The organism is Leifsonia sp. NPDC058292 (assembly GCF_042880955.1).
Taxonomy (GTDB): domain Bacteria; phylum Actinomycetota; class Actinomycetes; order Actinomycetales; family Microbacteriaceae; genus Leifsonia.
The window spans coordinates 27,221-52,539 of sequence record NZ_JBHVYL010000009.1 but is presented as its reverse complement, the minus strand read 5'-3'; the positions used below and the strand labels follow the sequence as shown (position 1 = coordinate 52,539).

The following is a 25,319-nucleotide window of genomic DNA, read 5'->3' as shown; positions in this document are numbered from 1 at the left end:
TTGTGCTCCCCTCCACCGACGCTCACCAGGAAGTGCCCACAGCCCGGGCGCCTTGGCGGCGGATGACGGTGGTCAGACATACAGTTGCCCTGTCCATACAACCGATGGGCGCACCGAGGAGGACCAGTGGCGAAAGCCCAGCTGAACTACCGCTGCACCGAGTGCGGCTGGACGACCGCCAAATGGGTCGGCCGATGCGGCGAGTGCCAGGCCTGGGGCACGGTTGCCGAGGCGGCGGCGCCGACCGGCGTGTTGCGTGCGCTCAAACCGGTGTCGATCGGAGCGGAGCGCGCCGCGCGGGCGATCACCACGATCGAGTCCGGCTCCGTCACCCACTGGCCGAGCGGCATCGCGGAGTTCGACCGGGTGCTCGGCGGCGGCATCGTTCCGGGCGCGGCCATCCTGCTGAGCGGTGAGCCCGGCGTCGGCAAGTCCACCCTGCTGCTCGAGGTCGCCTCCCGCGCCGCCCGCGCCCGCTCTCGCGTGCTCTACGTCAGCGCGGAGGAGTCGGTCAGCCAGGTCAAGATGCGCGCCCAGCGCACCGGAGCGATGCACGACCAGCTGTTCCTTGCGGCAGAGACAGACCTCGCCACCATCGTCGGGCAGATCGACGCGGTCGACCCGCAACTCGTGATCGTCGACTCGGTGCAGACAGTGTCGAGCTCCAACGGCGAGGGGCTCCCCGGCGGCCCGAGCCAGGTGCGCGAGGTCGCGAGCACGCTCATCCGAGTGGCGAAAGACCGCAACCTGCCCGTGATCCTCGTCGGCCATGTCACGAAAGACGGTTCGATCGCCGGTCCCCGCCTTCTGGAGCATCTCGTGGATGTGGTCTGCCAGTTCGAGGGCGACCGCCAGACGGCACTCCGCTTCGTGCGGGCGCTCAAGAATCGTTTCGGGCCGACCGACGAAGTCGGCTGCTTCGAGATGACAGGCGACGGGATCGAAGAGGTCGCCGACCCGAGTGGCCTCTTCCTCAGCCGCAACACGACCCCTGAATCCGGCACCTGCGTCACCGTCGCCATGGAAGGACGCCGGCCGCTGCCGGTCGAAGTGCAGGCCCTCGTGGTGAAGACCAATGCCCCCAACCCGCGGCGCGTCACCAACGGCGTCGACTCCTCCCGCGTCGCCATGCTTCTGGCCGTGCTGGAGCGCCGGGCGAACATCCTGTTCGGCGAACTGGATGTGTATGTCTCGACGGTCGGCGGCATCCGGCTCACCGAGCCCGCCGCAGACCTCGCCATCGCTCTGGCCATCGCCTCGGCCGCGAACGGCAAGCCGATCCCCCACACCCTCGCCGCCTTCGGTGAGATCAGCCTCGTCGGCGAGGTGCGGCCAGTCACGGGAGGCAAACAGCGGGCCACGGAGGCCGCCCGGCTCGGCTACGCCACGCGGATCGACGCGAGCTGCCAGAGCATCCGGGAAGCACTTCGCATCGCGTTCACCTCCGGGGCCACCCCGCGCGAACGCGAACTCGACGCCGCGTTCTAGCGTCGGAAGAATCGCGCGACGCGCCGGTGGGACATCCGTCGCGCCGGACATTTCGGGCCGGGGGCGCAGAATGACCGGCGCGGCGCGGCCGGGGGCAGACGCGGGGCCGGGGCAGACAAGGCCAGACCAGCGCGGGCCGGGGCCGGTCAGTTCAGGATGAACTGCTTGGTGTCGGCCGACTCGACGCCGCCCACCGAGGCGGACAGGTGGTACGACGCTCCACCCGCGGGAACGGCGTCGCGCGTGCTCTGGCACGTCGCCGGGTCGGACCGGGTGCGATCCCAGTCGATCGGAGTCTGCGACGAGATGGTCTTGCCGGGCTGCAGCAGCACCTCGGCGTCGACCTTGTCACTCTGGCAGTCGGTCGACTTCCAGTAGACCTCGGAGCCGCTCGTGATCGTGAACACCTGCTGCGACGTGCCGGCGTTCAACTTGCAGGACGCTGACCCCGTGTTGGTGATCGACACGGAAAGCTTGGGCATCTGGTCGGCGGCGTAGGCAGCCGCATCCGTCACCGGCTCGACTTTCACGTCGGCGGGCTTGCACGGTGCGCCGCTCGCTGACGTCTTCTCCGTGGGGATGGTCGTGGCGCCGGCCTTGGGCGTGGTGGCCGAAGCCGGCGTGGTCGTCGTCGTGCCCGCGGGTGTTCCGCTCGACGATCCGGGGCGAACGATGATGAGCACGATGATGACGATCACAGCGAGAACGCCGAGACCGACGAGCAACCGGCGTCGCCAATAGACTTTGCTCGGCTGCGGGCCGACAGGATTCTTGAACGTCGACATGCCTGCAGGATAACGGCGGCCGGGATGATTCCCGCGGCAACTCGCTACAGATGCTTCAACATACGGGTATTTCCTAGGGTGTTCGGCTTCACCCGGGCGAGGTCGAGAAACTCCGCGACGCCTTCGTCGTGTGAGCGCACTAGCTCGGCGTACACCGCCGGGTCAACCGTCTCGTCTCCCATGTCGACGAAACCGTTGCGCTCGAAGAAGCCGACCTCGAACGTGAGGCAGAAGAGTCTGCTCAGTTCGAGTTCTCGCGCATCCTCTTCGATGCGTGCAAGCAGCGCACGGCCGACGCCCTTGCCCAGCCAGGAGTCGGCCACGGCCAGTGTGCGCACCTCGGCGAGGTCGCGCCACATCACGTGCAGCGCGCCGACGCCGATGAGTTCGCCCTCGTCGGTCTCTGCGACCCGGAATTCCTGCACCGATTCGTAGAAGACCACCGCATCTTTACCGAGCAGGATCCTTCGCTGAACGAGCGGCTCGACGAGTTCCTGGATGCGCGTCACATCGCTCGTGCGCGCGCGGCGGATGGTGAAGGGAGGCTGGTCGGAACTCACCCGAACAAGCCTAGTGACTCGACGCCACCTCGCGTGGTCGACGACAAAGCGGGGCCGCCCCGAAGGGCGACCCCGCTTCTCGTATCACTCGGACGAGCGACCGGTGCCTTATTCGCCGGAGGCGGCGAGGTCGGGCGTTGCGGGACCTGCGCCGATCGCGGCGGTCGCGTTGACGCCGATTCCGACGGGCTCGTTGCGGGCCTCGGTGGTGAACACGAAGTCGCCGTCTTTGAAGTCGACGTGCACGTGGTCGCCGGCGTTCAGCTCACCCTGCAGGATGCGCTCGCTCAGCTTGTCCTCGATCTCGTGCTGCACCGCGCGGCGCAGGGGGCGGGCACCGAGCGACGGGTCGAACCCGACCTCGATGAGACGCTCCTTGGCCGGAACGGTGAGCTCGATGGTCATGTCGCGGTCGAGCAGGCGGGTCGACAGGCGCTTGATGAACAGGTCGACGATCTGCAGCAGCTCGGGCTTGCTCAGCTGCGGGAACACGATGATCTCATCGACGCGGTTCAGGAACTCGGGCTTGAAGTTCTTCTTCAGCTCCTCCTTGACCTTGCCGCTCATCCGGTCGTAACCGGTCTGAGTGTCACCCTCGACCTGGAACCCGACGGGGCCGCCGGTGATGTCCTTGGTGCCGAGGTTGGTGGTCATGATGATCACAGTGTTCTTGAAGTCGACGACGCGGCCCTGGCCATCCGTCAGTCGCCCCTCCTCCAGAATCTGGAGCAGCGAGTTGAAGATGTCGGGGTGAGCCTTCTCGATCTCGTCGAACAGCACGACGCTGAACGGCTTGCGGCGAACCTTCTCGGTCAGCTGGCCGCCCTCTTCGAAGCCGACGAATCCGGGAGGAGCACCGAACAGTCGCGAGACCGTGTGCTTCTCGCCGTACTCCGACATGTCGAGGGAGATCATGGCCGACTCGTCGTCGAACAAGAACTCGGCGAGCGCCTTGGCCAGCTCGGTCTTACCGACGCCGGTGGGGCCGGCGAAGATGAACGAGCCGGAAGGACGCTTCGGGTCCTTCAGGCCGGCACGCGTGCGGCGGATGGTCTTGGAGAGCGCCGCGATGGCCTCCTCCTGACCGATCACCCGCTGGTGCAGCGCCTTCTCCATGAACACCAGGCGAGCGGACTCCTCCTCAGTGAGCTTGAACACGGGGATGCCCGTGGCCTGGGCCAGCACCTCGGCGATGAGTCCCTCATCCACCTCGGCCGTGGTCTTCACGTCGCCCGAACGCCACTGCTTCTCGAGACGCAGACGCTCGCCGAGGAGGTTCTTCTCCTCGTCACGCAGCGACGCGGCCTTCTCGAAGTCCTGGTCTTCGATCGCGGCCTCCTTCTTGGAGCGCACGGCCGAGATCTTCTCGTCGAACTCGCGCAGCTCCGGCGGCGCCGACAGGATCGACAGGCGCAGGCGGGCGCCGGCCTCGTCGATCAGGTCGATGGCCTTGTCGGGAAGGAAGCGGTCTTGGATGTAGCGGTCGGCGAGGTTCGCGGCCGCGACGATCGCGCCATCCGTGATCGACACCTTGTGGTGCGCCTCGTAGCGGTCGCGCAGCCCCTTGAGGATGTTGATCGCGTGGGGCAGCGACGGCTCGGCCACCTGGATGGGCTGGAAGCGGCGCTCGAGGGCCGCATCCTTCTCGAAGTGCTTGCGGTACTCGTCGAGCGTGGTGGCGCCGATGGTCTGCAGCTCACCGCGGGCGAGCAGCGGCTTCAGGATGCTGGCCGCGTCGATCGCGCCCTCGGCGGCACCCGCACCCACCAGGGTGTGGATCTCGTCGATGAACGTGATGATGTCGCCGCGGGTGCGGATCTCCTTGGTGACCTTCTTCAGGCGCTCCTCGAAGTCACCGCGGTAGCGGGAACCGGCGATGAGCGAGCCGAGGTCGAGCGTGTAGAGCTGCTTGTCCTTCAGCGTCTCGGGAACGTCGCCGCGCACGATCGCCTGGGCGAGACCCTCGACGACCGCCGTCTTGCCGACGCCGGGCTCACCGATGAGAACGGGGTTGTTCTTGGAGCGGCGAGACAGGATCTGCATGACCCGCTCGATCTCCTTCTCGCGGCCGATCACGGGGTCGAGCTTGTTGTCGCGCGCAGCCTGGGTGAGGTTGCGACCGAACTGGTCGAGGATCTGGCTGCCGGCCTGCGCGGTCGCCTGATCGTTTCCGCCGACCTGAACCTGCTCTTTGCCCTGGTATCCGCTGAGGAGCTGGATGACCTGCTGGCGAACACGGTTGAGGTCTGCGCCGAGCTTGACGAGCACCTGGGCGGCGACGCCTTCGCCTTCGCGGATCAGGCCGAGCAGGATGTGCTCGGTGCCGATGTAGTTGTGGCCGAGCTGCAGAGCCTCGCGGAGCGAGAGCTCGAGCACCTTCTTGGCGCGGGGAGTGAAGGGGATGTGGCCGGTCGGCTGCTGCTGACCCTGGCCGATGATGTCTTGCACCTGCTCGCGAACGGCATCCAGCGAGATGCCGAGCGACTCAAGCGCCTTGGCGGCGACACCCTCGCCCTCGTGGATGAGACCGAGCAGGATGTGCTCGGTGCCGATGTAGTTGTGGTTCAGCATCTTGGCTTCTTCTTGGGCCAAGACGACGACCCGGCGGGCTCTGTCGGTGAATCTCTCGAACATGTCTACTCCTCCGACGCCGTTGCAGGGGTGGCATCGATACAAAGAGAGTAACCACCCGCACCCGCCGAATCTGCCCCTGTTCGCCGTGGGCGTGACGGTTGCACCGTCTTCCCAGGCAAGCGGCGCGGCGTCAGCCGGGCAGTCCGGGAAGCGTGAGTGTGGCGTCGGGGAGCGCGATCGTCACATCCGAGGTGGTGGTGATACCGCTCGGCGTCTCGAAGACGTTCGTGTACGGCACGTAGTCTCGCGTGCAGATGCCGCCCGGCGCAGGCTCGAGCGTCGCTTTGAGCTGGTTGCTCGACACCACGGCGACGGAGGCGATCTTGGGCGGGCAGGTCGAGCTGCCGTACAGGGCGATCGCGAACCTCTCCCCCTGCTGCATCCACACCGCGTATGCGGCCCCGCCGGCGCTGCTCGCGGGGGCTTCCACGCCTTTCGGCTCGCCCTTGTACTGGTCGACGGGCTTGTGCTGCGTGGTGGAGCATCCAGTGAGCGCGAGCGCCAGCAGCACCGTTCCGGCGGCGGCGAAGGGAACGCGAACGCGGACGGACGATGCCGCTGCGGGGGTTGGAGGACGGTGCACGACCCCATTCTAGGAAGGCCGCTGTCACGGGCGCTGAGCGCGTTCTAGGATGCACGTGTGAGCAACCTGGAAAGCGACCCTGCCGAGCTGGTCGCCACAGCCACGGCGACCGTGGACCCGGGCGAAGTCGAGATCCTCGAGCCCCGCGACGTGCCGCTCGGCGGACCGAGGGCCATGAACGTGCGGCGCACGCTGCCGCAGCGCAGACGCTCGCTGATCGGCGGATGGTGCTTCATCGATCACTATGGGCCGGACGACGTGTCGGCAAGCGGTGGGATGCGGGTGCCACCGCATCCGCACACCGGCCTGCAGACTGTCAGCTGGCTGTTCTCGGGAGAGATCGAGCACAGGGACAGCGTCGGAAGCCACGCGATGGTGCGCCCTGGGGAGCTGAACCTCATGACCGCCGGGCACGGCATCAGCCATTCGGAGGTGTCGACCGCGGCCACCACGAGGTTGCACGGCGTTCAACTGTGGGTGGCGCTGCCGTCGGCATCCCGCGACACCGCTCCGTTCTTCGAGCACCACGTGCCGGTCGTCGGGCGGCTCGGCGACGCGGAGGTGCGCACGTTCGTCGGTTCGCTGGCGGGGAGCGGCACGGCCGCGACCGTGTTCAGCCCGCTCCTGGGAGCCGAGCTGATCGTGCCGGCAGGCAGCACCGTTCGGGTTCCTCTCGACGAGTCGTTCGAGCACGGCGTGCTGGTCGACGCCGGCGATGTGTCGGTGTCGGGCGTTCCGGTCGCGCGAGCGCATCTGGCCTACCTCGCACCCGGGCGCAGCGCGCTCGACATCACCGTCGGCGATGGGGATGCGCGGCTCATCCTGCTGGGCGGGCGTCCCCTCGGCGAGCAGATCGTGATGTGGTGGAACTTCATCGGCCGCAGTCATGACGACGTCGTGCGCTCTCGGGCCGAGTGGCAGGCCGATGTGATCGCAGGCGGCGACGCGGCCGGTCGCTTCGGCGAGGTCGCGGGCTACGACGGGTCGGCGTTGCCGGCGCCCGAACTGCCGACCGTCCGACTCAAACCGCGCGGCTGACGGAGCGTCGCTTTCCCTCACAAGGGTGCGACGGAACGGTTTCTCCACAGATAACAGACTCGCGTGGTTCTCAGCCGCGCTGCCCGACAGACTGGGTGTACCGAATGCATGCAGAATCTTGGTGTTTGCATGCACATCCGTATACACTCGAACCATGGGAGTCACCGTGCAAGTCAGGGATCTCGATCCAAGCGTCAACGACCGGTTGAAGGCGGCCGCCGCAGCCAAAGGGCTGTCCTACTCCGAGTACCTCCGGCGCGAACTCACCCGCATCGCCGAGAGGATGCGCGTCGACGAACGGTGGGCCGAGCTCGAACGACAGACCGAGGAACAGCTCGGCTCCCTTCGCGAGAGCGCTGAGCTTCCGCGGGAGGCCGTCGAGAACGACATCGACCGGGAGACGATCGTTCGCTGGATCAGAGAAGACCGCGACCGCTGATGCCGCTCGCCGTGATCGACAGCAGCGCGCTCATCGACCTTCTCTACTTCCGCGGCTACGCGGATGCGACCGTGCGCGAGTTCGAATCGCAGTTCTTGGCACCCGAGCTGATAGCGCCGGAGTTGATCAGCTTCGCTCGAAAGTCCGTCACCCGCCGGCCGGATCTCTCGGCGAAGGTCGAGCGTCTGCTCGCCGACTTCGGCCGCATCCGCGTGCAGCGCTACGGGCACCTGCCTCTGATGGAGACGGCGTGGAGGCTTCGGCACACGGTCTCGGCCTACGACGCGATGTACGTCGCGCTGGCCGAGCGATTGCAGGTGCCTCTCGTCACGACAGACGAGCGCCTCGCGAAAGCGGCGGCGAGCGAGTGCGAGGTTCTGAGCCTAGAGCAGCTACTGCAGAGCTGAGGTGAGACGCGCGAGGTTGTCGAGCACCGTGGAGCGCAGCGGCTGGCGCATCCACTCATCGAGGGTGAGCTCGCGGCTGTCGCGCCGATAGCCGTCTTCGACCTCGCGCATCTGCGAGACGAACGACCGACCGCGCACCATGAGGGAGACCTCCATGTTGAGCTGAAAGGAGCGCATATCCATGTTGCTCGACCCGATCACGGCGACATCGTCATCGATCGTGAAGTGCTTGGCGTGCAGAATGTACGGCTTCTTGTACATCCAGATGCGCACGCCGGCCCGCAGCAGCACCTCGTAGTACGAGCGCTGAGCGTGATACACGAGCACCTGATCGCCGATCTCCGAGACGAACAGGTCGACGGCGATTCCGCGCTGAGTGGCCGTCGTGATCGCCGTGAGCATCGACTCGTCGGGAACGAAGTAGGGAGAGGTGATGACGATGCGCTCCTGCGCGTAGTACAGCAGCGCCAGAAAGAGCCTGAGGTTGTTCTCGCCGGCGAAACCAGGGCCACTCGGCACGACCTGCGCATCCAAGGACTCGTCGGTGAGGTCGTCGGTGATCGGCTCGGTCTCGCGTCGGAGCAGCTCGTCGGTCTCGCTGTACCAGTCGGTGATGAAGATCGCGTTGAGACCGGCGACGATCGGCCCCTCGAGCCGCACGATGAGCTCTTTCCACTTGAGCCCGCGCTTGATGTTGCTGCGCTTGTTGTAGCTGCGGTCGATGACATTCTGGGAGCCCATGAACCCGACCTTGCCGTCGACGATGAGGAGCTTGCGGTGGTTGCGAAGATCCGGGCGCTGGTACTTGCCCTTGAACGGCTGCACGGGCAGCATCAGGTGCCACTTCGCGCCCATCTCCGTGAGCCGTTTCAGGGTGTGTCTGTAGTCCCTCGTTCGAAAAGACGCGATGTGGTCCAGCAGCACCCGCACCACGACGCCGCGCTGCACCGCCGCTTCGAGGGCGTCGAAGAAAGGCTTGGTCGACTGATCACACGACAAGATGTAGAACTCGACGTGCACGTACCGCTTCGCATCCGCGATCTCCTGGGCCATCGCATCCAGCGAGGCTTGATAATCGCCGTCGAGCGACGCCGTGTTGCCGCCCACGAGCGGCATCGCACCGAGGTTGCGGTTCAGCTGCACGACCGACTCGAGCCAGGGCGGCCACGGGTGATCCCGGCGCACCCGCTCGATACCCTCGGTGCTCTCGATGATGAAGGTGTTGATCTCCTCCTGCTTCTCGCGGCGGCGCTTCGGCAGCTTGTAGCTGCCGATCAGCAGGAAGAACAGCACTCCGATGTAGGGGATCAAGAAAATCGCGAGCAGCCAGGCGGTCGCGGAAGTCGGCTTGCGGTTGCGCGGAACCACGATCACCGCGATCACACGGATGATGAAGTCGACGACCAGCAGGAAACCCACGATGATCGTCGTCCAGAGGGCTGCATCCATGGGTGCGGTTCTCCCTCGGCCTCATCGGCGCACCGGATGCGCGCCTCATGGCCTACCGTATCGAAGCGGGGGCCGGAAAGCGCGGAATGAGGGCGACCGCTGTGTCTGCGGGGTCTGTGTCGAGGCTTCTGCGGCTACGGCTTCTGCGGCTACGGCTTCTGCGGCTACGGCTTCTGCCGCTACGGCTTCTGCGGAAGGCCGCGGCGAGCTCGCTCCTCGGCCTCCATGCGCGAGTAGACCTTGCGCTCCGTGCGGTCGGCGCGGATGATCGCGCGCATGATCAGCCAGAAGAGCAGCCCGACCAGAACGGTGGGTGCGAGCGACCAGACGATACCTGCGACGACGTCATTCATAACGAGCTAATCGTAACGCGCCCGGCTGGGAAAGCGGCCACCGGCGACCGCGCCTACTTCACCAGCGGGAACAGGATGGTCTCGCGGATGCCGAGGCCGGTGAGCGCCATCAGCAGACGGTCGATGCCCATCCCCATGCCACCCGACGGCGGCATGCCGAACTCGAGCGCCCGCAGGAACTCCTCGTCGAGACGCATCGCCTCGTTGTCACCCGCGGCCGCGAGCCGCGCCTGCTCGATGAACCGCTCGCGCTGCACGACGGGGTCGACGAGCTCGGAGTATCCGGTGGCCAATTCGAAGCCGTTGGTGTACAGGTCCCACTTCTCCACGACGCCCTCCCGCGAGCGGTGGGCGCGCACGAGCGGGCTCGTGTCCACAGGAAAGTCCATGACGAACGTCGGGCGCACGAGAGAGCCTTTGACGAAGTGCTCCCACAGTTCCTCGACGTACTTGCCGTGCAGGGGATGCTCGATCTCGATCCCCTCCGAGGCGGCGATCTCTCGCAGACGTTCGATCGGCGTCGCGGGGGTGATCTCTTCGCCGGCCGCGGCGGACAGGCTGTCGTACATCCGGATGCGATCCCACTCGCCGCCGAGGTCGTACTCGGTGCCGTCGTCCCACGTCACCACGTGCGAGCCGGAGACCGACTCGGCGGCGTTCTGGATGAGGGTCTGCGTGAGGTCGGCGATCGAGTTGTAGTCGCCGTAGGCCTGGTAAGCCTCGAGCATGGCGAACTCGGGCGAGTGCGTGGAGTCTGCGCCCTCGTTGCGGAAGTTGCGGTTGATCTCGAACACGCGATCGATGCCGCCGACGACCGCGCGCTTGAGGTACAGCTCAGGGGCGATGCGGAGGTACAGGTCGGTGTCGAACGCGTTGGAGTGGGTGACGAACGGACGAGCGGAGGCGCCACCGTGCATCACCTGGAGCATCGGGGTCTCCACCTCGATGAACTCGCGCTCGGTGAACGTTCGACGCAGACTGGCGACGGCCTTCGCGCGGTTCACGACGTTCGTGCGCGCCTGCTCGCGCGCGATCAGGTCGAGGTAGCGGTTGCGAACGCGTGTCTCTTCGTTCAGCTCGTTGTGGAGGTTCGGCAGCGGCAGGATGGCCTTCGCCGCGATCTCCCACTCCGTCACCATGATCGACAGCTCGCCGCGGCGGCTGGAGATGACCTCACCGGACACGAAGAGGTGGTCGCCGAGGTCGACGAGTTCCTTCCAGGCGACGAGCGACTCCTCCCCCACAGAGGCGAGCGACACCATCACCTGAAGGCGGGTGCCGTCTCCGGACTGAAGAACGGCGAAGCAGAGCTTTCCGGTGTTGCGCAGATGCACGACCCGGCCGGCGACACCGACGATCTCGCCGGAGGTCTCGTCGGCCTGCAGGTGGCCGAAGCGCTCACGCACCGCGGGGATCGTCGTGGTGACCGGAACCGACACGGGATACGCGCCGCCGCCGGGCGTCGCCGCTTCCGCGATCAGGCGCTCGCGCTTGGCCAGGCGAACCGCCTTCTGCTCGCTGATCTCGTCAGCAGAGAGTTCAGGCTCGGTGGTCTGCGCTTCCGTCATTGTCGTCTTTCGTTCGAAGGGTGAGAGCTGCGGCTCAGAGGATGCTGATGCGCTCGTTGTCGATGAGCCTGGTGGTTCCGAAGCGGGCGGCTACGAGCACAGTGGCAGGGCCGTGGTGCTCGGCGTCGACGGCGAGGAAGGTCTCCGGGTCGACGACCACGAGATAGTCCAGCTTAACGGCTGGCTCGGCGGCGAGACGCGCCCTGGCAGCGGCGAGCACCGCATCCGTCCCCTTCGGCGCGGCGGCCGCAGCAGCGGCGAGCGCCTGGGACAGCACGACGGCGGCGGCCCGCTGATCGTCGTCGAGGTAGCGGTTGCGGCTCGACAGCGCCAACCCGTCCTGTTCGCGAACGGTGTCGACGACGGCGATGGTGACGGGCAGATCGAGGTCGCCGACCATCCGGCCCACCAGGTGCACCTGCTGAGCGTCTTTCTGCCCGAACACGGCGACGTCAGGAGCGACGATGTTGAAGAGTTTGGCGACGACGGTCAGCATCCCGTCGAAATGGCCGGGACGCACCTCGCCCTCGTAGAGGGAGGCGACCGCTCCGGCCGTGACGCGGGTCTCCGGCGCTCCAGAGGGATACATCTCGGCGGCGGTCGGGGCGAACACCAGGTCGGCGAGGCCGTCGAGCTGGGCGACATCGGCGTCGAGCGTTCGCGGATACCGCTCCAGGTCTTCGGTCGGGCCGAACTGGAGCGGATTGACGAAGATCGACACGACGACGATCCCGCCGAGGTCGCGCGCCCGGCTCACCAGCCGGAGATGCCCTTCGTGGAGCGCGCCCATCGTCGGCACGAGCACGACCCGGGCATCCGGCGCGTCAGAACTGCCTTCGCGCAGTGCGGTCTCCCGCGCCTGGGCGACCCTGCGCCGAAGCTCCGCGATCGTGGTGACGACGTCAGGCATCTGCTCCCCTACGGCCGGCGCGTCCCGACGGAACGCTCACGGACACGGCCGGACGTCCAGGCTACTCGTCGCTGCCGAAGCCTGTGTCGCCCTGGCGCCGGCGGGACTCGCCGAACTCGTCGAGAACCGACGCGATGTCGAGTGCCGACGGGGACGCGCCGCGGCTCAGGGCGTTGTCGACGGATGAGCGCACCAACGAGCTCAGGAACGGCCCGGCGTTCTCGACCCCGATGCCACGCAGGATTTCTGTCGACTGCTCGACGATCGCCCGCGGGAACGAGGTCGCCGTCGCGATGGCCTCCGCGTAGGCAGGGCGGTCGGCTTCGGCGATGACCACCGGCTCGCCGCCCATCTCGACGACCAGGGCCTGCGCGATCGGCAGCACGGGGCCGGGAGCGGTGACCGCGAAATAGCTCTCGGCGAGGCGTGCCAGGTCGAGACTGGTTCCGGTGAACTCGAGCGCGGGATGCACGGCGAGCGGTATGGCGCCCGCCGCCATGGCGGGCGCCAGCACCCCGACCCCGAAACCGGGCGCAGTGTGCAGCACGATCTGGCCCGGCTGCCATGTCCCGGTCGCTGCGAGACCCGCGACGAGTCCGGGCAGCTCGGCGTCGGGCACGGCAAGGATCACCAGTTCGCTGCGTTCGACCAGCACGGGAACGTCGAGGATCGGCACGCCCGGCAGCATCGCCTCAGCCCGCTCGCGGCTCGGCTCGGAGACCGCGGAGATGCCGACGATCGCGTGGCCCGCGCCGGCGAGCGCGGCTCCGAGCGTCGGTCCTACCCGGCCCGCGCCGACGATTCCCAGTCCCAGTCGACCTGAGCGTTCAATCACTCGAATTCCTGTCCCTTGTCGGTGCTGCCGTCTCGACCGTGTCTACTGCCGGCGTCCAGGCCACCGGTTCCATCGTCTCCGCCGGCTCCCGCGCCAGCCTCCGACGCATCCACCCCACCAACCGCCGCCGACTGCACCGGCGGAACCGCGGACACGTCGATCGCCGCCCAGCGGTGGCTGGTGTCGGTCTGGGCCGAAGCGATCGCGCCGGCCGACACGGTCTCGAAGAGGTCGACGCTCTGCACCGCGTCGACGCCCGCGAGCCTCGGCCGCACCGGGCCCGACACCGTGTGCAAGCGGGTGGAGGCGAGGCCGAGCATCCGATCGACCGGCCCCTGCGCGATCTCGAGGCTCTGCAGCCGGGCGAGCGGCACGATGGAGAGGCTGCGCCACACAGCGCCTCGGCGCAGGAGGATCACCCCGTCGAGAATGCTGTAGCCGGTGCGCTGCCAGGAGAACGGGCGGATCCACGCGGCGCGACGGGGGCTTCCGACGAAGTCGTCGCGTCCGCGAGAGGTCATCCCCGCCGCGATCACCGCCCGGTGCTCCTCGGTGGCGAAAGCAGGCAGCACGAGAGAGAGCACCCGGGCGACGTCGGCGGCGTCTCCCACGGGCAGCATGGTCGTCGCAGGCTGACCGGCGGCGCCCTTCTCCCGGGAATGGCCCGCGGTGTCGATCCGGATCTGCCACCAGCCGAACGGCCGCCACATCAGTGGCTGCATCACCTCGACGGCGTGGATGCGGCCGGGCGGAAGCGTCTCGTTGCTGGTGCTCAGAAGGCCGAACCCGACCCGCACCCCGTCGGGGGTGCCGGCGATCGAGTACCGCACCGACTTCGTGAACCGGTTCACGTAGAAGCTCGCCGAGCCGAGCAGTCCCGGAAGCACCACGAACAGCAGCCACAGCCGGCCGGTCGACGCCCCGACGATGAGCAAGCCGATCACGATGAGCAGGAAGATGGTGAACCCGCTGAGGATGAGCGAACCGAGCAGCCGCAGCGGCGGGATCTTGACGACGGACTCGGGCGGGGCGGCGTTCGGATCGAGCTCGGGCGCGAGGAACTCGTTCACCCGCCGGCCCACGAGCCCCGGAGCCGCGACGCCCGGCCCGGTGGTGCCGCCGGCATCCGTCGCCTCCTGCTCGGCCGCCTTCACCCCGGAGGCACGCCGCAGCACGTCCGCCCGCAGCCCGTCGGCGAGCGACGATCCGAGATACGAGAGCTGAACGTTGGCGTCGTGACCGGCGACCGAGATGTCGAGTTTGGCCGCGCCGAAGATGCGGGCGAACAGCGGGCGCACGACATTGATGCCCTGGATGCGGTCGAGCCGTGCCTTCCGCTGCGTGCGGAACAGGATGCCGCTGCGCACCTCGACGGCGTCGCCCGTGATGCGGAAGGTGTGCATCCGCCACGACAGGTAGAACGCGCCGATGCAGAGGATGAGCACGACGGCCACGGCGAGCAGTGCCCAGCCCTCCCACCCGCGGTCGTAGAGCTCGTCGAGCGGGTCGCCACCGTAGTTCGGCGCGCCCACGAAGAAGTTGACGATGCGCTCCCGCAGATTCGAGAGCACGAAACCGAGAACGGCCACGAACACGATGCCGCCGCGCAAGAGGGGCGTGGCCGGATGCAACCGGTGCCATTCGCCGTCGGTGAACCTCTCCGCCGCGCGCTCCACGGCGTTGAGGGGCCCGCCGGGAAGCTCGCTCACAGTCCCGCCCGCCTGCTCTCCGCCAGCTCGACGAGCCGGTCGCGCAGGTCGGACGCCTCCGCCTCCGGAAGCCCCGGGATGACCACGCCGGTGGATGCCGCCGCGGTGACGAACTTGAGGTCGGCGAGGCCCAGAGCTCGGCCGACCGGGCCGCGGTTGATGTCGATGAGCTGCATGCGCCCGTACGGCACCGAGACGAAGCGCTGGAACATGATGCCGCGACGGAACAGCAGGTCGTCGTCACGCATCCGGTACCCGATGGATCGGGCCCGGCGCGGCGCGATGATGAGGCCGATCACCGTGCTGACCACCACCGCGGCCAGCAGCAGCCAGCCCCACTCCCAGCGCGCGACCAGCCAGAGGAAGGTCGCGACCGCGGCCGCGACGACGCCGGAGACCAGCGCGCCGACGATCACGACCACGACGTATTTCGGCGACACTCGCCGCCAGTCTCCGACCGAGAGGTCAAGACGATTGGGCATGAGCACTCTCCGGCTTGTCTTCGTCGTCGTCCGGGGGAAGGGTGCACATGAACTCGGCGACGAGGCCCGCGGCGAGCAGGATGGCCGCCCCGGCGGTCGCCGTCGCGGCCAGGCCGATCGTGCCGGCGGCTGGGATGACCGCACGGCTCAGTAGGTAGACCAGGATGCCGACGCCGGCTCCCGTGAGCAAGGCGCCCGCGAGGCTGCACGCCTTCGCGAGCACGACGATGCGCATCGCCCGGAAGGGATCGATGCGCCGAGCGGTGCGGCCGTGGGTCGGATGCGTCGCGCGGCGGATCGGCACCGCGAACGCCACGACGATCACGGCGATCGCGATCAGCGTGATCGGCAGGGTGACGGGCGGGATGAAGACGGCCAGCCCGGCGCCGGCGAACGCCAGTTGCAGCAGAAAGCCGACGACGGCGCCACCGACGGCGAGCGCGAGGATCGTGGTGATTCGGGTTCGTCTCATCGGGCTCCTCCCCGCTCACCGGAACGTTCAGCGACCTCGTCGATCGAACCCGGCACGGAACTCGTAGCGTACGGCACGACCGTCTCGCGGTCAGCGGCACGGGCGGCGAGGTCGGCGACGCGTCCGTGGCCGGTGAGCCGCGCATCGTTGTCGGCGTCGAGCCAGGGGACCAGCACGAACCCACGCTCGGCGGCCCTCGGATGCGGCAGGGTCAGCCGCTCGTCGTGGGACTCGCGCCCGTCGTAGTCGACGATGTCGACGTCGAGGGTGCGGTCGCCCCAGCGCTCGTCGCGAACCCGGCCGAAGTCGTTCTCGACACCGTTCACGGCGTCGAGCAGCGTGTGCGGCAGCAGGGTCGTCTCGATGAGTGCGACCGCATTGAGATAGGCCGGGGCGTCGTGATCGACCCCGGTCAGTTTGAGGGCGGGCGTCTCGTACAGCCCGGAGACGCGCAGCACCCGCACACCCGCGAGCGAGCCGAGCGCCTCGACGGCCGACCGGATGGTCGCCGCGCGATCGCCGAGATTAGCGCCGAGCGCCAGCACGGCGGGCACGGCGGGCCGCATCCGTTGCGGCTTGGGATGCACGCCGCCGGTCACGAACGCTCCCTCAGGATGCGCACGGCGACATCCTCGAACGGCACCTCGATCGGCGCTTGCGGCTTGTGCACGGTGACCTCGGCGGCCGTGACGGCGCTGTGCGCGAGAACCACCGCGGCTATTCTCTCGGCGACCGTCTCGATCAGGTCGACGGGGTCGCGGCGCACCGCGGCCGCCACCTCTTCGGCGAGCTCGCCGTAGTGCACCGTCGCCTCGACGTCATCGCTGGCAGCGGCGCCCGCGAGGTTCAGCCAAGCGGTCACGTCGACCACGAACTCTTGCCCGTTCTCGCGCTCGAAGTCGTAGACGCCGTGATTGGCCCGCACTCGCAGCCCGGTGAGGATGATCGAGTCGTTTCGGTTGGTCGAAGCTGGCTTAGTCATCGGTTCCACCTTGCCATGCCCGCACGACATCGAGGGCGAGGCGGGTCGAGGCCACGTCGTGCACGCGCACCGCCCAGGCGCCGGCCTGAGCGGCGAGGGCGCTGATGACGGCCGTGGGCGCATCCCTGTCCGCCGCAGTGGCGTTGTCGGGGAGGAGAGCGCCGAGGAAGCGTTTGCGGGATGCTCCGATGAGCACCGGATAGCCGAGCGTCTCGATGTCGTGGAGATGACCGAGCACCTGCCAGTTGTGGCGGGCGTTCTTGGAGAAGCCGAGGCCTGGATCGACGATGAGCTTGGCAGGATCGATGCCGCCGCCGACGAGGTCGGAGAGACGGCTGGAGAGCTCCGAACGCACCTCGGCGACGGTGTCGGTATAGGTCGCGCGGGAATCTTTGCTGTCGAGCAGCCCTCGCCAGTGCATGACCACGTACTGCAGGCCGGTGTCGAGCACCGCCTGCGGCATCCCTTGGTCGGCGAGGCCGCCGGAGACGTCGTTGATGATCGCGGCTCCCACATCGGCTGCAGCCCGGGCGGTCGACGCGTGCATGGTGTCGACGCTCACGGTGATGCCGCGCTCGCTCAGCGCTCGAATGACCGGCAGAACGCGGGCCTGCTCGTCGACGGGGTCGACACTGCTTGCTCCAGGCCTCGTCGATTCGCCCCCGACATCGATGATGTCGGCGCCCTGCTCGACGAGATCGACGGCGTGGGCGATGGCCGCTTGCGGCTCGAGCCAGAGCCCGCCGTCGCTGAACGAGTCCGGCGTCACATTGAGGACGCCCATGATGAGCGTCACGCGATGCCACGCCCGATCAGCGAGATGAGCTCAGCGCGGGCCGCCGGCTCGGCGAGGGCGCCGCGGGAGGCGATGGTCACGGTCGAGCTGTCGGACTGCCGGGCGCCGCGCGTGGTCACGCACTCGTGGGTCGCGTCGAGTACGACGAGCACACCCTTCGCCCCGACCCCGGCCTCCAGCGTCTCGGCGATCTGCTCGCCGAGACGCTCCTGCAATTGCGGTCGGGCGGCGAGCGCCTCGATCATGCGAGGGATGCGCCCCAGCCCGACGATGCGGTCGTGCGGCAGGTAGGCGACGTGCGCGACACCGAGGAACGGCAGCAAGTGGTGCTCGCAGACCGAGCGGAACCGGATGTCGCGCATGAGCACGGTCTCCGCATCCGCCCCCTCGAGAGGAATCGGATCGCCCAGCTCGGCCTGCGGATCTTGACCGAGCCCGGCGAAGAACTCCTGGTAGGCGTCGGCAACGCGGGAGGGCGTGGACTGCAGGCCAGCACGCGTCGGATCCTCGCCGATGGCGGCGAGGATCTCGGCGACGGCCGCCTCGATGCGCGAACGATCGAAACCGGTCATGCGCGCGACGGCTCTACGCCGTTGCCGGACGCGGCTTGCGAACGGGGGCGCGCTTCGGCTTCGCCGGCGGCTCGGAGTCGACTCCGCCGTCGACCGCACCGGCGTCGATCGGCGCCTTGGCCTTGGGGTAGTCGATCGGCGGCTGGTCGGAGATCGGGCGCTTGTCGCTGGAGAGCCACTGCGGACGCTCGGGCAGCTTCACCACGTCTTTGAAGATCTCGGCGATCTGGTTGTGATCGAGGGTCTCCTGTTCGAGCAGCTCCGCAGCCAGGCGGTCGAGCACGGCGCGGTTCTGGTTGATGACCTCCCAGGCCTCGTCGTGCGCCTTCTCGATGAGGGCTCGCACTTCGCCGTCGACGCGCTCGGCGATGGACTCCGAGTAGTCGCGCTGGTGACCCATGTCGCGGCCGAGGAACATCTCGCCGTTGGCCTGGCCGAGCTTGACCGAACCGATGTCGGCGCTCATGCCGTACTCGGTGACCATCTTGCGGGCGATGGATGTCGCCTTCTCGATGTCGTTCGAGGCGCCGGTGGTGGGGTCGTGGAAGACGATCTCCTCGGCGACGCGGCCGCCCATCGCATACGTCAGCTGGTCGAGCAGCTCGTTGCGGGTGACCGAGTACTTGTCTTCGAGGGGCATGACCATCGTGTAGCCGAGGGCCCGCCCTCGCGGGAGAATGGTGATCTTGGTGACCGGGTCGGTGTAGCGCATCGCGGCGGCGGCGAGGGCGTGTCCACCCTCGTGGTACGCCGTCATCAGCTTCTCCTGGTCTTTCATCACGCGGGTGCGCTTCTGCGGCCCGGCGATCACGCGGTCGACGGCCTCGTCGAGGGCGCGGTTGTCGATCAGCTGAGCGTTGGAGCGCGCGGTGAGCAGTGCGGCCTCGTTGAGCACGTTCGCCAGGTCGGCGCCGGTGAACCCGGGCGTCTTGCGAGCGAGCACTTCGAGGTCGACGGATGCCGCGAGCGGCTTGCCGCGGCCGTGCACCTCGAGGATCTTCTTGCGGCCGACCATGTCGGGCGCGTCCACGCCGATCTGACGGTCGAAACGGCCGGGACGCAGCAGCGCCGGGTCGAGGATGTCGGGACGGTTGGTGGCCGCGATCAGGATGACGTTGGTCTTCGGGTCGAAGCCGTCCATCTCGACGAGCAGCTGGTTGAGCGTCTGCTCGCGCTCGTCGTGACCGCCGCCGAGGCCGGCGCCACGGTGACGACCGACGGCGTCGATCTCATCGACGAAGATGATGGCCGGGGAGTTCTCCTTGGCCTGCTGGAACAGGTCGCGCACACGGCTGGCGCCGACACCGACGAACATCTCGACGAAGTCCGACCCGGAGATCGAGTAGAACGGCACTCCAGCCTCGCCGGCGACGGCGCGGGCGAGCAGGGTCTTGCCTGTTCCGGGAGGGCCGTACAGCAGCACGCCCTTCGGGATGCGGGCGCCGACCGCCTGGAACTTGGCCGGCTCTTTGAGGAAGTCCTTGATCTCCTCGAGTTCCTCGATCGCCTCGTCGGAGCCGGCGACGTCGTCGAAGGTGACCTTCGGGCTCTCCTTGGTGACGAGCTTCGCCCGGGACTTGCCGAACTGCATGACCTTGTTGCCGCCGCCCTGCATCCCGGAGAGCATGATCCAGAAGAACACACCGATCAGCAGAACGGGAATGAGGAAGCCGAGGGCCGACAGCAGCCAGTTGGGCTGCGGAACCTCGTCGTCGAAGCCCTTCGACAGGTTGGCGTCGTCGACGGCCTTCACGATGTCGGGGCCACGCGGGGTGACGTAGTAGAACTGCACCTGACTGCCGAGCGTCTTGTCGGCCTGGGTCAGGGTGAGGTCGACGCGATTCTCACCGTCGACGATCTTCGCGCTGGCGACCTTGTCGTCTTTGAGGAGCTCGAGCCCCTTCTGGGTCGACACTCCCTTGAATCCCGACATCGTGATCAGACTCGAGCCGATCCAGACGGCGACGATGGCAAGCACGATGTAAAGAAAAGGCCCGCGGAAGATCTTCTTGGCGTTCATGGTGAAGCAAGGGTATCGCGCGGGGACTGTATGGCGGCTGCGTGTTCGCTTTGGGCGACACGTGCGCTCGAGCGCCTCTGTTTCAGCTGTAGACGGCGGGAGCCAGAACGCCGACACCGCGCAGGTTGCGGTACTTCTCGGCGTAGTCGAGTCCGTAGCCGACGACGAACTGGTTCGGGATCTCGAAACCGACGTACTTCACGTCGATGTCGACGCGCGCGGCATCCGGCTTGCGGAGCAGCGTGCAGATCTCGATGGACTCCGGGCCACGCGAACGCAGGTTGGCGAGCAGCCACGAGAGGGTGAGGCCCGAGTCGATGATGTCTTCGACGATCAGAACGGTCTTGCCGTTGAGGTCGGTGTCGAGGTCTTTGAGGATGCGCACCACGCCGCTCGACGCCGTGCCCGACCCGTAAGAGCTGACCGCCATCCAGTCCATGGTCACCGGGAGCTTCAACTCGCGCGCCAGGTCGGCCATCACCATGACAGCGCCCTTCAGCACGCCCACGAGCAGCACGTCCTTGCCCGCGTAGTCGCGCTCGATGTCGCGGCTGAGCTCTGCTATCCGGGAGTGGATCTGCTCGTCTGTGATGAGAATCTCGGTCAGGTCGTCTTCAACGTCCGTGAGTTCCATGGGGGCGGTGCTGTCCTTAAGTCTGAGAAGAAAAGATGAGCAGTCCGTTCTGCCTGACAACTCTAACGCCTGGAAGGCTGAGCGATTTCTGGCCGTGCCAGTGCGTGATCAGGTCGGCGACCGCGAGGGTGTGCGCGCGGCTGAGCGACACACCGAACTCGGCGGAGACGACCAGACGGATGATGCGCTGCCGGAGCGCGGGCGGGTCGGAGGCCAGCCCCCGCACATCCAGGGCCACATGGCCGTCGTCGGTCTGGCTGACGAGTTCGAGCGCCCAGTCGAGCGCGAGACCGTCGAGCGCTTCATTGTCTTCGCGCAGCTGATCCGCGGTTCGGGCGAGAGCTTCGGCGACGCCCGGGCCGAGCTCGCGTTCGAGCGCCGGGAGCACCGCCGCCCGCACCCGCACCCGCGCGTAGGCGGGATCGTCGTTGTGCGGGTCGTCCCACGCCACGAGCGCGCTGTCGTCGCAGAAAGCCCGCGTCGTCTCCCGTCGGATCGCCAGGAGCGGTCGCAGCAGGGTCCCGGTGTCGGGCAGCATCCCCTGCAGGCTCGTCGGTCCCGAGCCGCGCGCCAGACCCAGCAGCACCGTCTCGGCCTGGTCGTCGAGGGTGTGGGCGAGCAGGATGCGCTGGGGCCCCGCCGCCGCCCGCGCCCGGTCGAATGCGGCATGCCGGGCGGCCCTCGCGTCGGCCTCGGGCCCGGACTCCCCGCGCGACACGGTGACGGTCTCGACGATCACGGGGTCGAGTCCGAGCTCCGCCGCTTGCCTTGCGGCCCGGGCCGCAACATCCGCCGAGCCCGCCTGCAGGCCGTGGTCGACGATCACGGCACCGGCGCGAAACCCGGCCCGCGGAGCCTCGAACGCGGTCGCCGCGGCCAGTGCCAGCGAGTCGGCGCCGCCGCTCAGTCCGACCATGACCAGTGCGCCTGGGGTCAGCGGATGCGGACGCTCGGGCCCGTGGTCGTCGTGCGCGTCGGGCTCGGGCAGCGCGGCGGCCGCCGCCAGCGCCTCTCTCACGGCTCGGCGCACATCCGCGATCGCCGGAGTCAGCCGGGGGCGCCTGCCTGCCGCCGGGTCGGGGTGAGGCTCGGGCTCGGGCTCGGGCTGGGAAAGATCCGGGGAACCGTCAACGCGCATCCAGTAACGTTATTCGAAGTCTTTTCAACACGAGGGAGAAACAGTCATGGCCGAATACGACGTCGTCGTCGAAATCCCCAAGGGGAGCCGCAACAAGTACGAGGTCGACCACGAGACCGGTCGCGTCTACCTCGACCGCGTGCTGTTCACCAGCTTCGTCTACCCGACCGATTACGGGTACTTCGAGAACACGCTCGGCCTCGACGGAGACCCGGTCGACGCTCTCGTGCTGCTCGAGTACCCGGTCTTCCCCGGTGTCGGGGTCAAGGTGCGCCCGGTCGGCGTGCTCAACATGAGCGACGAGGCCGGAAGCGACGCGAAAGTGGTCGTCGTGCCTTACAAGGACCCGCGCTGGCAGCACATCCAGGACATCAACGATGTTCCGGAGCAGACCCGCAAGGAGATCGAGCACTTCTTCGCCCGCTACAAAGACCTCGAGCCGGGCAAGTGGGTCAAGATCGATGGCTGGGGCGACGCCGCCGAGGCCGAGGCCATCGTCGAGGCAGGCTTCGCCAAGCTCGCCGCCGAGTCCCCCTCCCACTAGACACCCCCGCCAAAGCAATCGACTACAGGAAGAACGCTCCCGAATCAGTGATTCGGGAGCGTTCTTCCTGTAGTCGATTGCTTTGGGGCGCGGGGTTAGCCGGGGCGGGCGACCTGGTAGTAGGGGGAGCCCCAGACGGACTGGACTTTGACGACGTCGCCCTCGGTGGGGGCCGCGATCATCATGCCGCCGCCGAGATAGATACCCACGTGGTAGAGCTCGCCCGGGCTGCTGCCCCAGAAGATGAGGTCGCCACGCTGGCGCTGGCTGTACGGCAGGATGCGACCCTTGGCTGACGCGTTGTAGTACTGGTTGTTCACCGAGTGGGTGCCGATGTAGACGCCCGCGTAGCTGTACGCCTTCATCGTGAGCCCCGAGCAGTCGTACGTGCCGGGGCCTTCGCCGCCGAGCCGGTACGGCTTGCCCAGCTGGGCGTAGGCGTAGGAGATGGCCGTCTCGACGACGTTGCCGTTCGGGGGCGGTGGTGCACTGTTTCCGCCGCCGGCGTTGCTGCCGCCGCCCGAGTTGCCGCCGCCCGAGTTGCCGCTGTTGCCGGCGTTGTTCCTGGCGTCCTGTTCGGCCTTCGCGCGAGCCGCCGCCTCGGCCGTTGCGCGCTCCTTCGCTTTGATCTGCTCACCCTTGAGGTAGGCGGCCTCGGTGGTGGCCGTCGAGTTCTTCAGTGTGGCCAGCTGGGCGACCAGCTCGGTGGACTTCTGCTGCTGAGCGGCGAGCGCGGACTGCACCTTCGTCTGCGCGGCCTGCGCGGCCGCGAGCGCGTCGCTCGCCTGGGTCGCGAGGTCGGCGCGGGCCGCCTTCGCGACCTTGGCCTGAGCGGTCAGCGCCTCGGCCGTGTTCTTGTCTTTCGTGGCCTGCTCGTACACATCCTTCGACTGCGCGGTGAGCTTGCTCATCGTGCCGAGCTGGTAGAGCAGCTTGTCGGCGGCTGAACCGGAGCCGCCGCCCTTCAACATCAGGTCGACAGAGACATCGCCGCCGCCGGACTTGGCCAGGTGCGAAGCGAGAAGGCCGGCACGCATCTGGGAGGTCTTCGCCTTGCTCGCGGCCTCCCCCGCCTGCTTTTCGAGGTCGGCCTGCTTGGCGGTGGCCGCGTCGAGCGCATCCTTCGCCTGGAAGTAGCTCTCGGCCGCCTTCTCCGACTCGACACGGGCTGCGTCGACTGCTGACTGCAGCCCGCTGATCAGCTTGGTGATGTTGTCGATCATCGCCTGCTGGTTGGTCACATTCGCCTTGGCCTGCTGCACGTCGTTCCACGACGGGTAGTCGTCGGCGAAGGCGGGAGGCGTGACGACGCCGATGGAGGCGGTGACGACCCCCATCACGCCGGCTCCGATGGCGATGCCAGGCCGCACGCGCGACGCCTTCGACTTGTCGTCAGGTCTGTTGTCAGCCAAGCGGTGCCTGCCTCTCCCTCATGAAGGGGATGCCGTCGATCTTCTCGCCGTTGATGCGCACCTCGTAGTGCAGGTGGCACCCGGTGGATGCTCCGGTCGTTCCCACGCGCGCGATCGGCTGACCCGCGCTGACGTTCTGTCCGATTCCGACCATGATTCCGCCGTTGCGGATGTGGGCGTAGCCGGTCTGGATGCCGTTCCCGTTGTTGATCAGCACGAAGTTGCCGTAGCTTCCGTTCGGGCCGGCGTACTCGACGCTGCCGCCGAACGCGGCGTAGATCGGTGCGTTGCAGCTCGCGCCGATGTCGATCCCCATGTGGTACGTGCTGCCGACGCCGCCCGGCGACGGACGAGAGCCGAATCCGTCGGTGATCGGGCCCGCGGCGGGAACCGCCCAGCCCTGCGGCCCGACGTAGCCGCCCGGGAGCCCGCCCGAACCGCTCGCGGCGGCAGCGGCTGCCGCAGCGGCGACACCTGCCTGGTATCCGGAGACCGTCTTGGCGGTCTTGTCTTGCAGCGCAGCGAGTTGAGCCTGCATGACGACGATCTGCTTCTGCTGCTCGGCGAGCTTCGCCTGCGCAGCCTTGGCCGCTTCGGCGGCGGCCTGGAGAGCGGCTTCCGCGGCGATGCGGAGCTTCTCGCGTTCGGCTTTCGCGACCTTCGCGTGATCGGCGAGCGCCTTGGCGGTGTTCTGCGCCGTCTTGGCGTCGGTGTAGACCTGGTCGGACTGCTCGACGAGCTTCGACATGCTGCCGAGATCGGAGAGGAGCTTGTCGGGGCTGCTGGAGCCCGCGCCGTTTCCGCTCAGGAAAAGGTTGGCGGTGAGGTTGCGCCCGCCCGTGCGGTAGAGCTGGGCCGCGAGCTTGCCGGCCTGCTCGCTGGCGGCATCCGCTTTGGCCTGACTGGCGTCGGCCTGCCTCTGAATCTCGTTGGCCCGCATCGTCGCGTCGTCGAAGGCGGCCTGAGCGGTCTCGAGCTCTTCACCGCGCTTGACCGCCTCGGCCTGAGTGGCCGCGACTTCGCCCTTGAGCTGCGAGATGAGGTTGTTGATGTTGGTGACCTGCGCCGCCGCCGCAGCCTCGTTCGACTTGGCGTTCTGCACGTCTTGCCAACTCGGATAGTCGGCGTAAGCCGGGGCCGCTACGGCGCCGACCGCGGCGATCACCGCGATGGTCACACCCGCGAGCACCGAGCGGATCGTGCGGCGGCGAGCGGAGCGTTCGGGCACCGCTGCCCGCCCGTGCGGGCTCGCTCGACGGGGCTGGGGGGAGACCGTTTCGTTACGTTTCATCGTTCCTCGAACCCGAATGCTCGTGCGCGGCTTCAGTCACATGAGTCACACGGGTCCCGTAGACAACAGGTGTCACTTTAGCAACAAACCCTTTTCAGGCCCAGTGTCGGTGGGCAGGAGAGGGCGCGGTCGTCGGCGGAATCGCGTGCAGCGCACGGACGGCCCGGGCGGCCGTCGCTTGCGAATGTATCCCGGGTGCGCACCGAAACCGTGGCGAT

General features: G+C 67.8%; 26 protein-coding genes. 5 read left to right on the top strand and 21 right to left on the bottom strand.

The genetic code is table 11. The features are described from left to right. Positions 1-126: 126 nt before the first annotated feature. Complete coding sequence (gene radA, locus ACFVWR_RS07515; protein WP_387209648.1) at positions 127-1,488, top strand: DNA repair protein RadA; 1,362 nt, start codon at positions 127-129, stop codon at positions 1,486-1,488. A gap of 146 nt (positions 1,489-1,634) precedes the next feature. On the opposite strand, the gene ACFVWR_RS07510 is transcribed toward radA, so the two are convergent. The 4 genes from ACFVWR_RS07510 to ACFVWR_RS07495 all read right to left on the bottom strand — a co-directional run bounded on the left by ACFVWR_RS07510 (position 1,635) and on the right by ACFVWR_RS07495 (position 6,050). Further along, a complete protein-coding gene (locus ACFVWR_RS07510; protein WP_387209646.1) occupies positions 1,635-2,273 on the bottom strand; it encodes a hypothetical protein in 639 nt (212 codons plus the stop codon). A 44-nt stretch (positions 2,274-2,317) separates the two neighbouring features. After that, the gene (locus tag ACFVWR_RS07505) at positions 2,318-2,833 is read right to left on the bottom strand and encodes an amino-acid N-acetyltransferase (RefSeq protein ID WP_387209644.1); all 516 of its coding nucleotides are present in this window, start codon (positions 2,831-2,833) and stop codon (positions 2,318-2,320) included. A gap of 108 nt (positions 2,834-2,941) precedes the next feature. Beyond that, positions 2,942-5,467 carry an ATP-dependent Clp protease ATP-binding subunit gene (locus ACFVWR_RS07500; protein WP_387209642.1) on the bottom strand — a complete coding sequence of 842 codons (2,526 nt, stop codon included), beginning with the start codon at positions 5,465-5,467 and terminating at the stop codon, positions 2,942-2,944. A gap of 130 nt (positions 5,468-5,597) precedes the next feature. Continuing rightward, a complete protein-coding gene (locus ACFVWR_RS07495; RefSeq protein WP_387209640.1) occupies positions 5,598-6,050 on the bottom strand; it encodes a hypothetical protein in 453 nt (150 codons plus the stop codon). Between the two features lie 57 nt (positions 6,051-6,107). On the opposite strand from ACFVWR_RS07495, the gene ACFVWR_RS07490 reads away from it, so the two are divergent. The 3 genes from ACFVWR_RS07490 to ACFVWR_RS07480 all read left to right on the top strand — a co-directional run bounded on the left by ACFVWR_RS07490 (position 6,108) and on the right by ACFVWR_RS07480 (position 7,934). Further along, a complete protein-coding gene (locus ACFVWR_RS07490; protein ID WP_387209638.1) occupies positions 6,108-7,088 on the top strand; it encodes a pirin family protein in 981 nt (326 codons plus the stop codon). A 154-nt stretch (positions 7,089-7,242) separates the two neighbouring features. Next, positions 7,243-7,527, top strand: coding sequence for a hypothetical protein (locus tag ACFVWR_RS07485; protein ID WP_387209636.1), 285 nt, complete (start codon positions 7,243-7,245; stop codon positions 7,525-7,527). Continuing rightward, complete coding sequence (locus tag ACFVWR_RS07480) at positions 7,527-7,934, top strand: type II toxin-antitoxin system VapC family toxin (RefSeq protein WP_387209634.1); 408 nt, start codon at positions 7,527-7,529, stop codon at positions 7,932-7,934. The genes ACFVWR_RS07485 and ACFVWR_RS07480 overlap by 1 nt, the downstream gene beginning before the upstream one ends. Here the strand turns inward: ACFVWR_RS07480 and cls are convergent. The 15 genes from cls to tilS form a co-directional block, all read right to left on the bottom strand. Beyond that, complete coding sequence (cls, locus tag ACFVWR_RS07475; RefSeq protein WP_387209632.1) at positions 7,920-9,383, bottom strand: cardiolipin synthase; 1,464 nt, start codon at positions 9,381-9,383, stop codon at positions 7,920-7,922. The two genes, ACFVWR_RS07480 and cls, sit on opposite strands and share 15 nt — an antisense overlap. Before the next feature lie 179 nt (positions 9,384-9,562). Then, complete coding sequence (locus ACFVWR_RS07470; protein WP_387209630.1) at positions 9,563-9,736, bottom strand: hypothetical protein; 174 nt, start codon at positions 9,734-9,736, stop codon at positions 9,563-9,565. A gap of 53 nt (positions 9,737-9,789) precedes the next feature. Further along, positions 9,790-11,304, bottom strand: a complete 1,515-nt coding sequence (lysS, locus tag ACFVWR_RS07465) for a lysine--tRNA ligase (protein WP_387209628.1) — start codon at positions 11,302-11,304, stop codon at positions 9,790-9,792. 34 nt (positions 11,305-11,338) lie between these two features. Beyond that, entirely contained in the window at positions 11,339-12,214 is an 876-nt protein-coding gene (panC, locus tag ACFVWR_RS07460) for a pantoate--beta-alanine ligase (RefSeq protein ID WP_387209626.1), read from the bottom strand. Between the two features lie 61 nt (positions 12,215-12,275). Then, positions 12,276-13,049 carry a Rossmann-like and DUF2520 domain-containing protein gene (locus tag ACFVWR_RS07455; RefSeq protein ID WP_387209624.1) on the bottom strand — a complete coding sequence of 258 codons (774 nt, stop codon included), beginning with the start codon at positions 13,047-13,049 and terminating at the stop codon, positions 12,276-12,278. After that, positions 13,046-14,758: a PH domain-containing protein gene (locus tag ACFVWR_RS07450; protein WP_387209622.1), complete on the bottom strand. Its 1,713-nt coding sequence runs from the start codon at positions 14,756-14,758 to the stop codon at positions 13,046-13,048. The genes ACFVWR_RS07455 and ACFVWR_RS07450 overlap by 4 nt, the downstream gene beginning before the upstream one ends. After that, entirely contained in the window at positions 14,755-15,240 is a 486-nt protein-coding gene (locus ACFVWR_RS07445) for a PH domain-containing protein (protein WP_387209620.1), read from the bottom strand. Before ACFVWR_RS07445 ends, ACFVWR_RS07450 begins: the two co-directional genes overlap by 4 nt. Beyond that, complete coding sequence (locus ACFVWR_RS07440) at positions 15,224-15,712, bottom strand: DUF3180 domain-containing protein (RefSeq protein ID WP_387209618.1); 489 nt, start codon at positions 15,710-15,712, stop codon at positions 15,224-15,226. Before ACFVWR_RS07440 ends, ACFVWR_RS07445 begins: the two co-directional genes overlap by 17 nt. Next, positions 15,709-16,278, bottom strand: coding sequence for a 2-amino-4-hydroxy-6-hydroxymethyldihydropteridine diphosphokinase (gene folK, locus ACFVWR_RS07435; protein ID WP_387209761.1), 570 nt, complete (start codon positions 16,276-16,278; stop codon positions 15,709-15,711). Before folK ends, ACFVWR_RS07440 begins: the two co-directional genes overlap by 4 nt. 29 nt (positions 16,279-16,307) lie before the next feature. After that, entirely contained in the window at positions 16,308-16,694 is a 387-nt protein-coding gene (gene folB, locus ACFVWR_RS07430; protein ID WP_387209616.1) for a dihydroneopterin aldolase, read from the bottom strand. Further along, the gene (gene folP, locus ACFVWR_RS07425; RefSeq protein ID WP_387209614.1) at positions 16,687-17,478 is read right to left on the bottom strand and encodes a dihydropteroate synthase; all 792 of its coding nucleotides are present in this window, start codon (positions 17,476-17,478) and stop codon (positions 16,687-16,689) included. Before folP ends, folB begins: the two co-directional genes overlap by 8 nt. Positions 17,479-17,486: 8 nt before the next feature. Next, complete coding sequence (folE, locus tag ACFVWR_RS07420) at positions 17,487-18,062, bottom strand: GTP cyclohydrolase I FolE (protein WP_387209612.1); 576 nt, start codon at positions 18,060-18,062, stop codon at positions 17,487-17,489. A 13-nt stretch (positions 18,063-18,075) separates the two neighbouring features. Further along, on the bottom strand, positions 18,076-20,082 hold the full coding sequence (gene ftsH / locus ACFVWR_RS07415) for an ATP-dependent zinc metalloprotease FtsH (RefSeq protein WP_387209610.1): 2,007 nt from the start codon (positions 20,080-20,082) through the stop codon (positions 18,076-18,078). Positions 20,083-20,164: 82 nt separating this feature from the next. Further along, a complete protein-coding gene (gene hpt / locus ACFVWR_RS07410; protein WP_387209608.1) occupies positions 20,165-20,716 on the bottom strand; it encodes a hypoxanthine phosphoribosyltransferase in 552 nt (183 codons plus the stop codon). Between the two features lie 16 nt (positions 20,717-20,732). Continuing rightward, the gene (tilS, locus tag ACFVWR_RS07405; protein WP_387209606.1) at positions 20,733-21,854 is read right to left on the bottom strand and encodes a tRNA lysidine(34) synthetase TilS; all 1,122 of its coding nucleotides are present in this window, start codon (positions 21,852-21,854) and stop codon (positions 20,733-20,735) included. 46 nt (positions 21,855-21,900) lie between these two features. Between tilS and ppa the strand changes: the two genes are divergently transcribed. Next, a complete protein-coding gene (gene ppa / locus ACFVWR_RS07400) occupies positions 21,901-22,398 on the top strand; it encodes an inorganic diphosphatase (RefSeq protein ID WP_387209604.1) in 498 nt (165 codons plus the stop codon). A gap of 95 nt (positions 22,399-22,493) precedes the next feature. On the opposite strand, the gene ACFVWR_RS07395 is transcribed toward ppa, so the two are convergent. Beyond that, positions 22,494-23,810, bottom strand: coding sequence for an NlpC/P60 family protein (locus ACFVWR_RS07395; RefSeq protein WP_387209602.1), 1,317 nt, complete (start codon positions 23,808-23,810; stop codon positions 22,494-22,496). Next, a complete protein-coding gene (locus tag ACFVWR_RS07390; RefSeq protein ID WP_387209600.1) occupies positions 23,803-25,101 on the bottom strand; it encodes a peptidoglycan DD-metalloendopeptidase family protein in 1,299 nt (432 codons plus the stop codon). The genes ACFVWR_RS07395 and ACFVWR_RS07390 overlap by 8 nt, the downstream gene beginning before the upstream one ends. Positions 25,102-25,319: the final 218 nt, after the last annotated feature.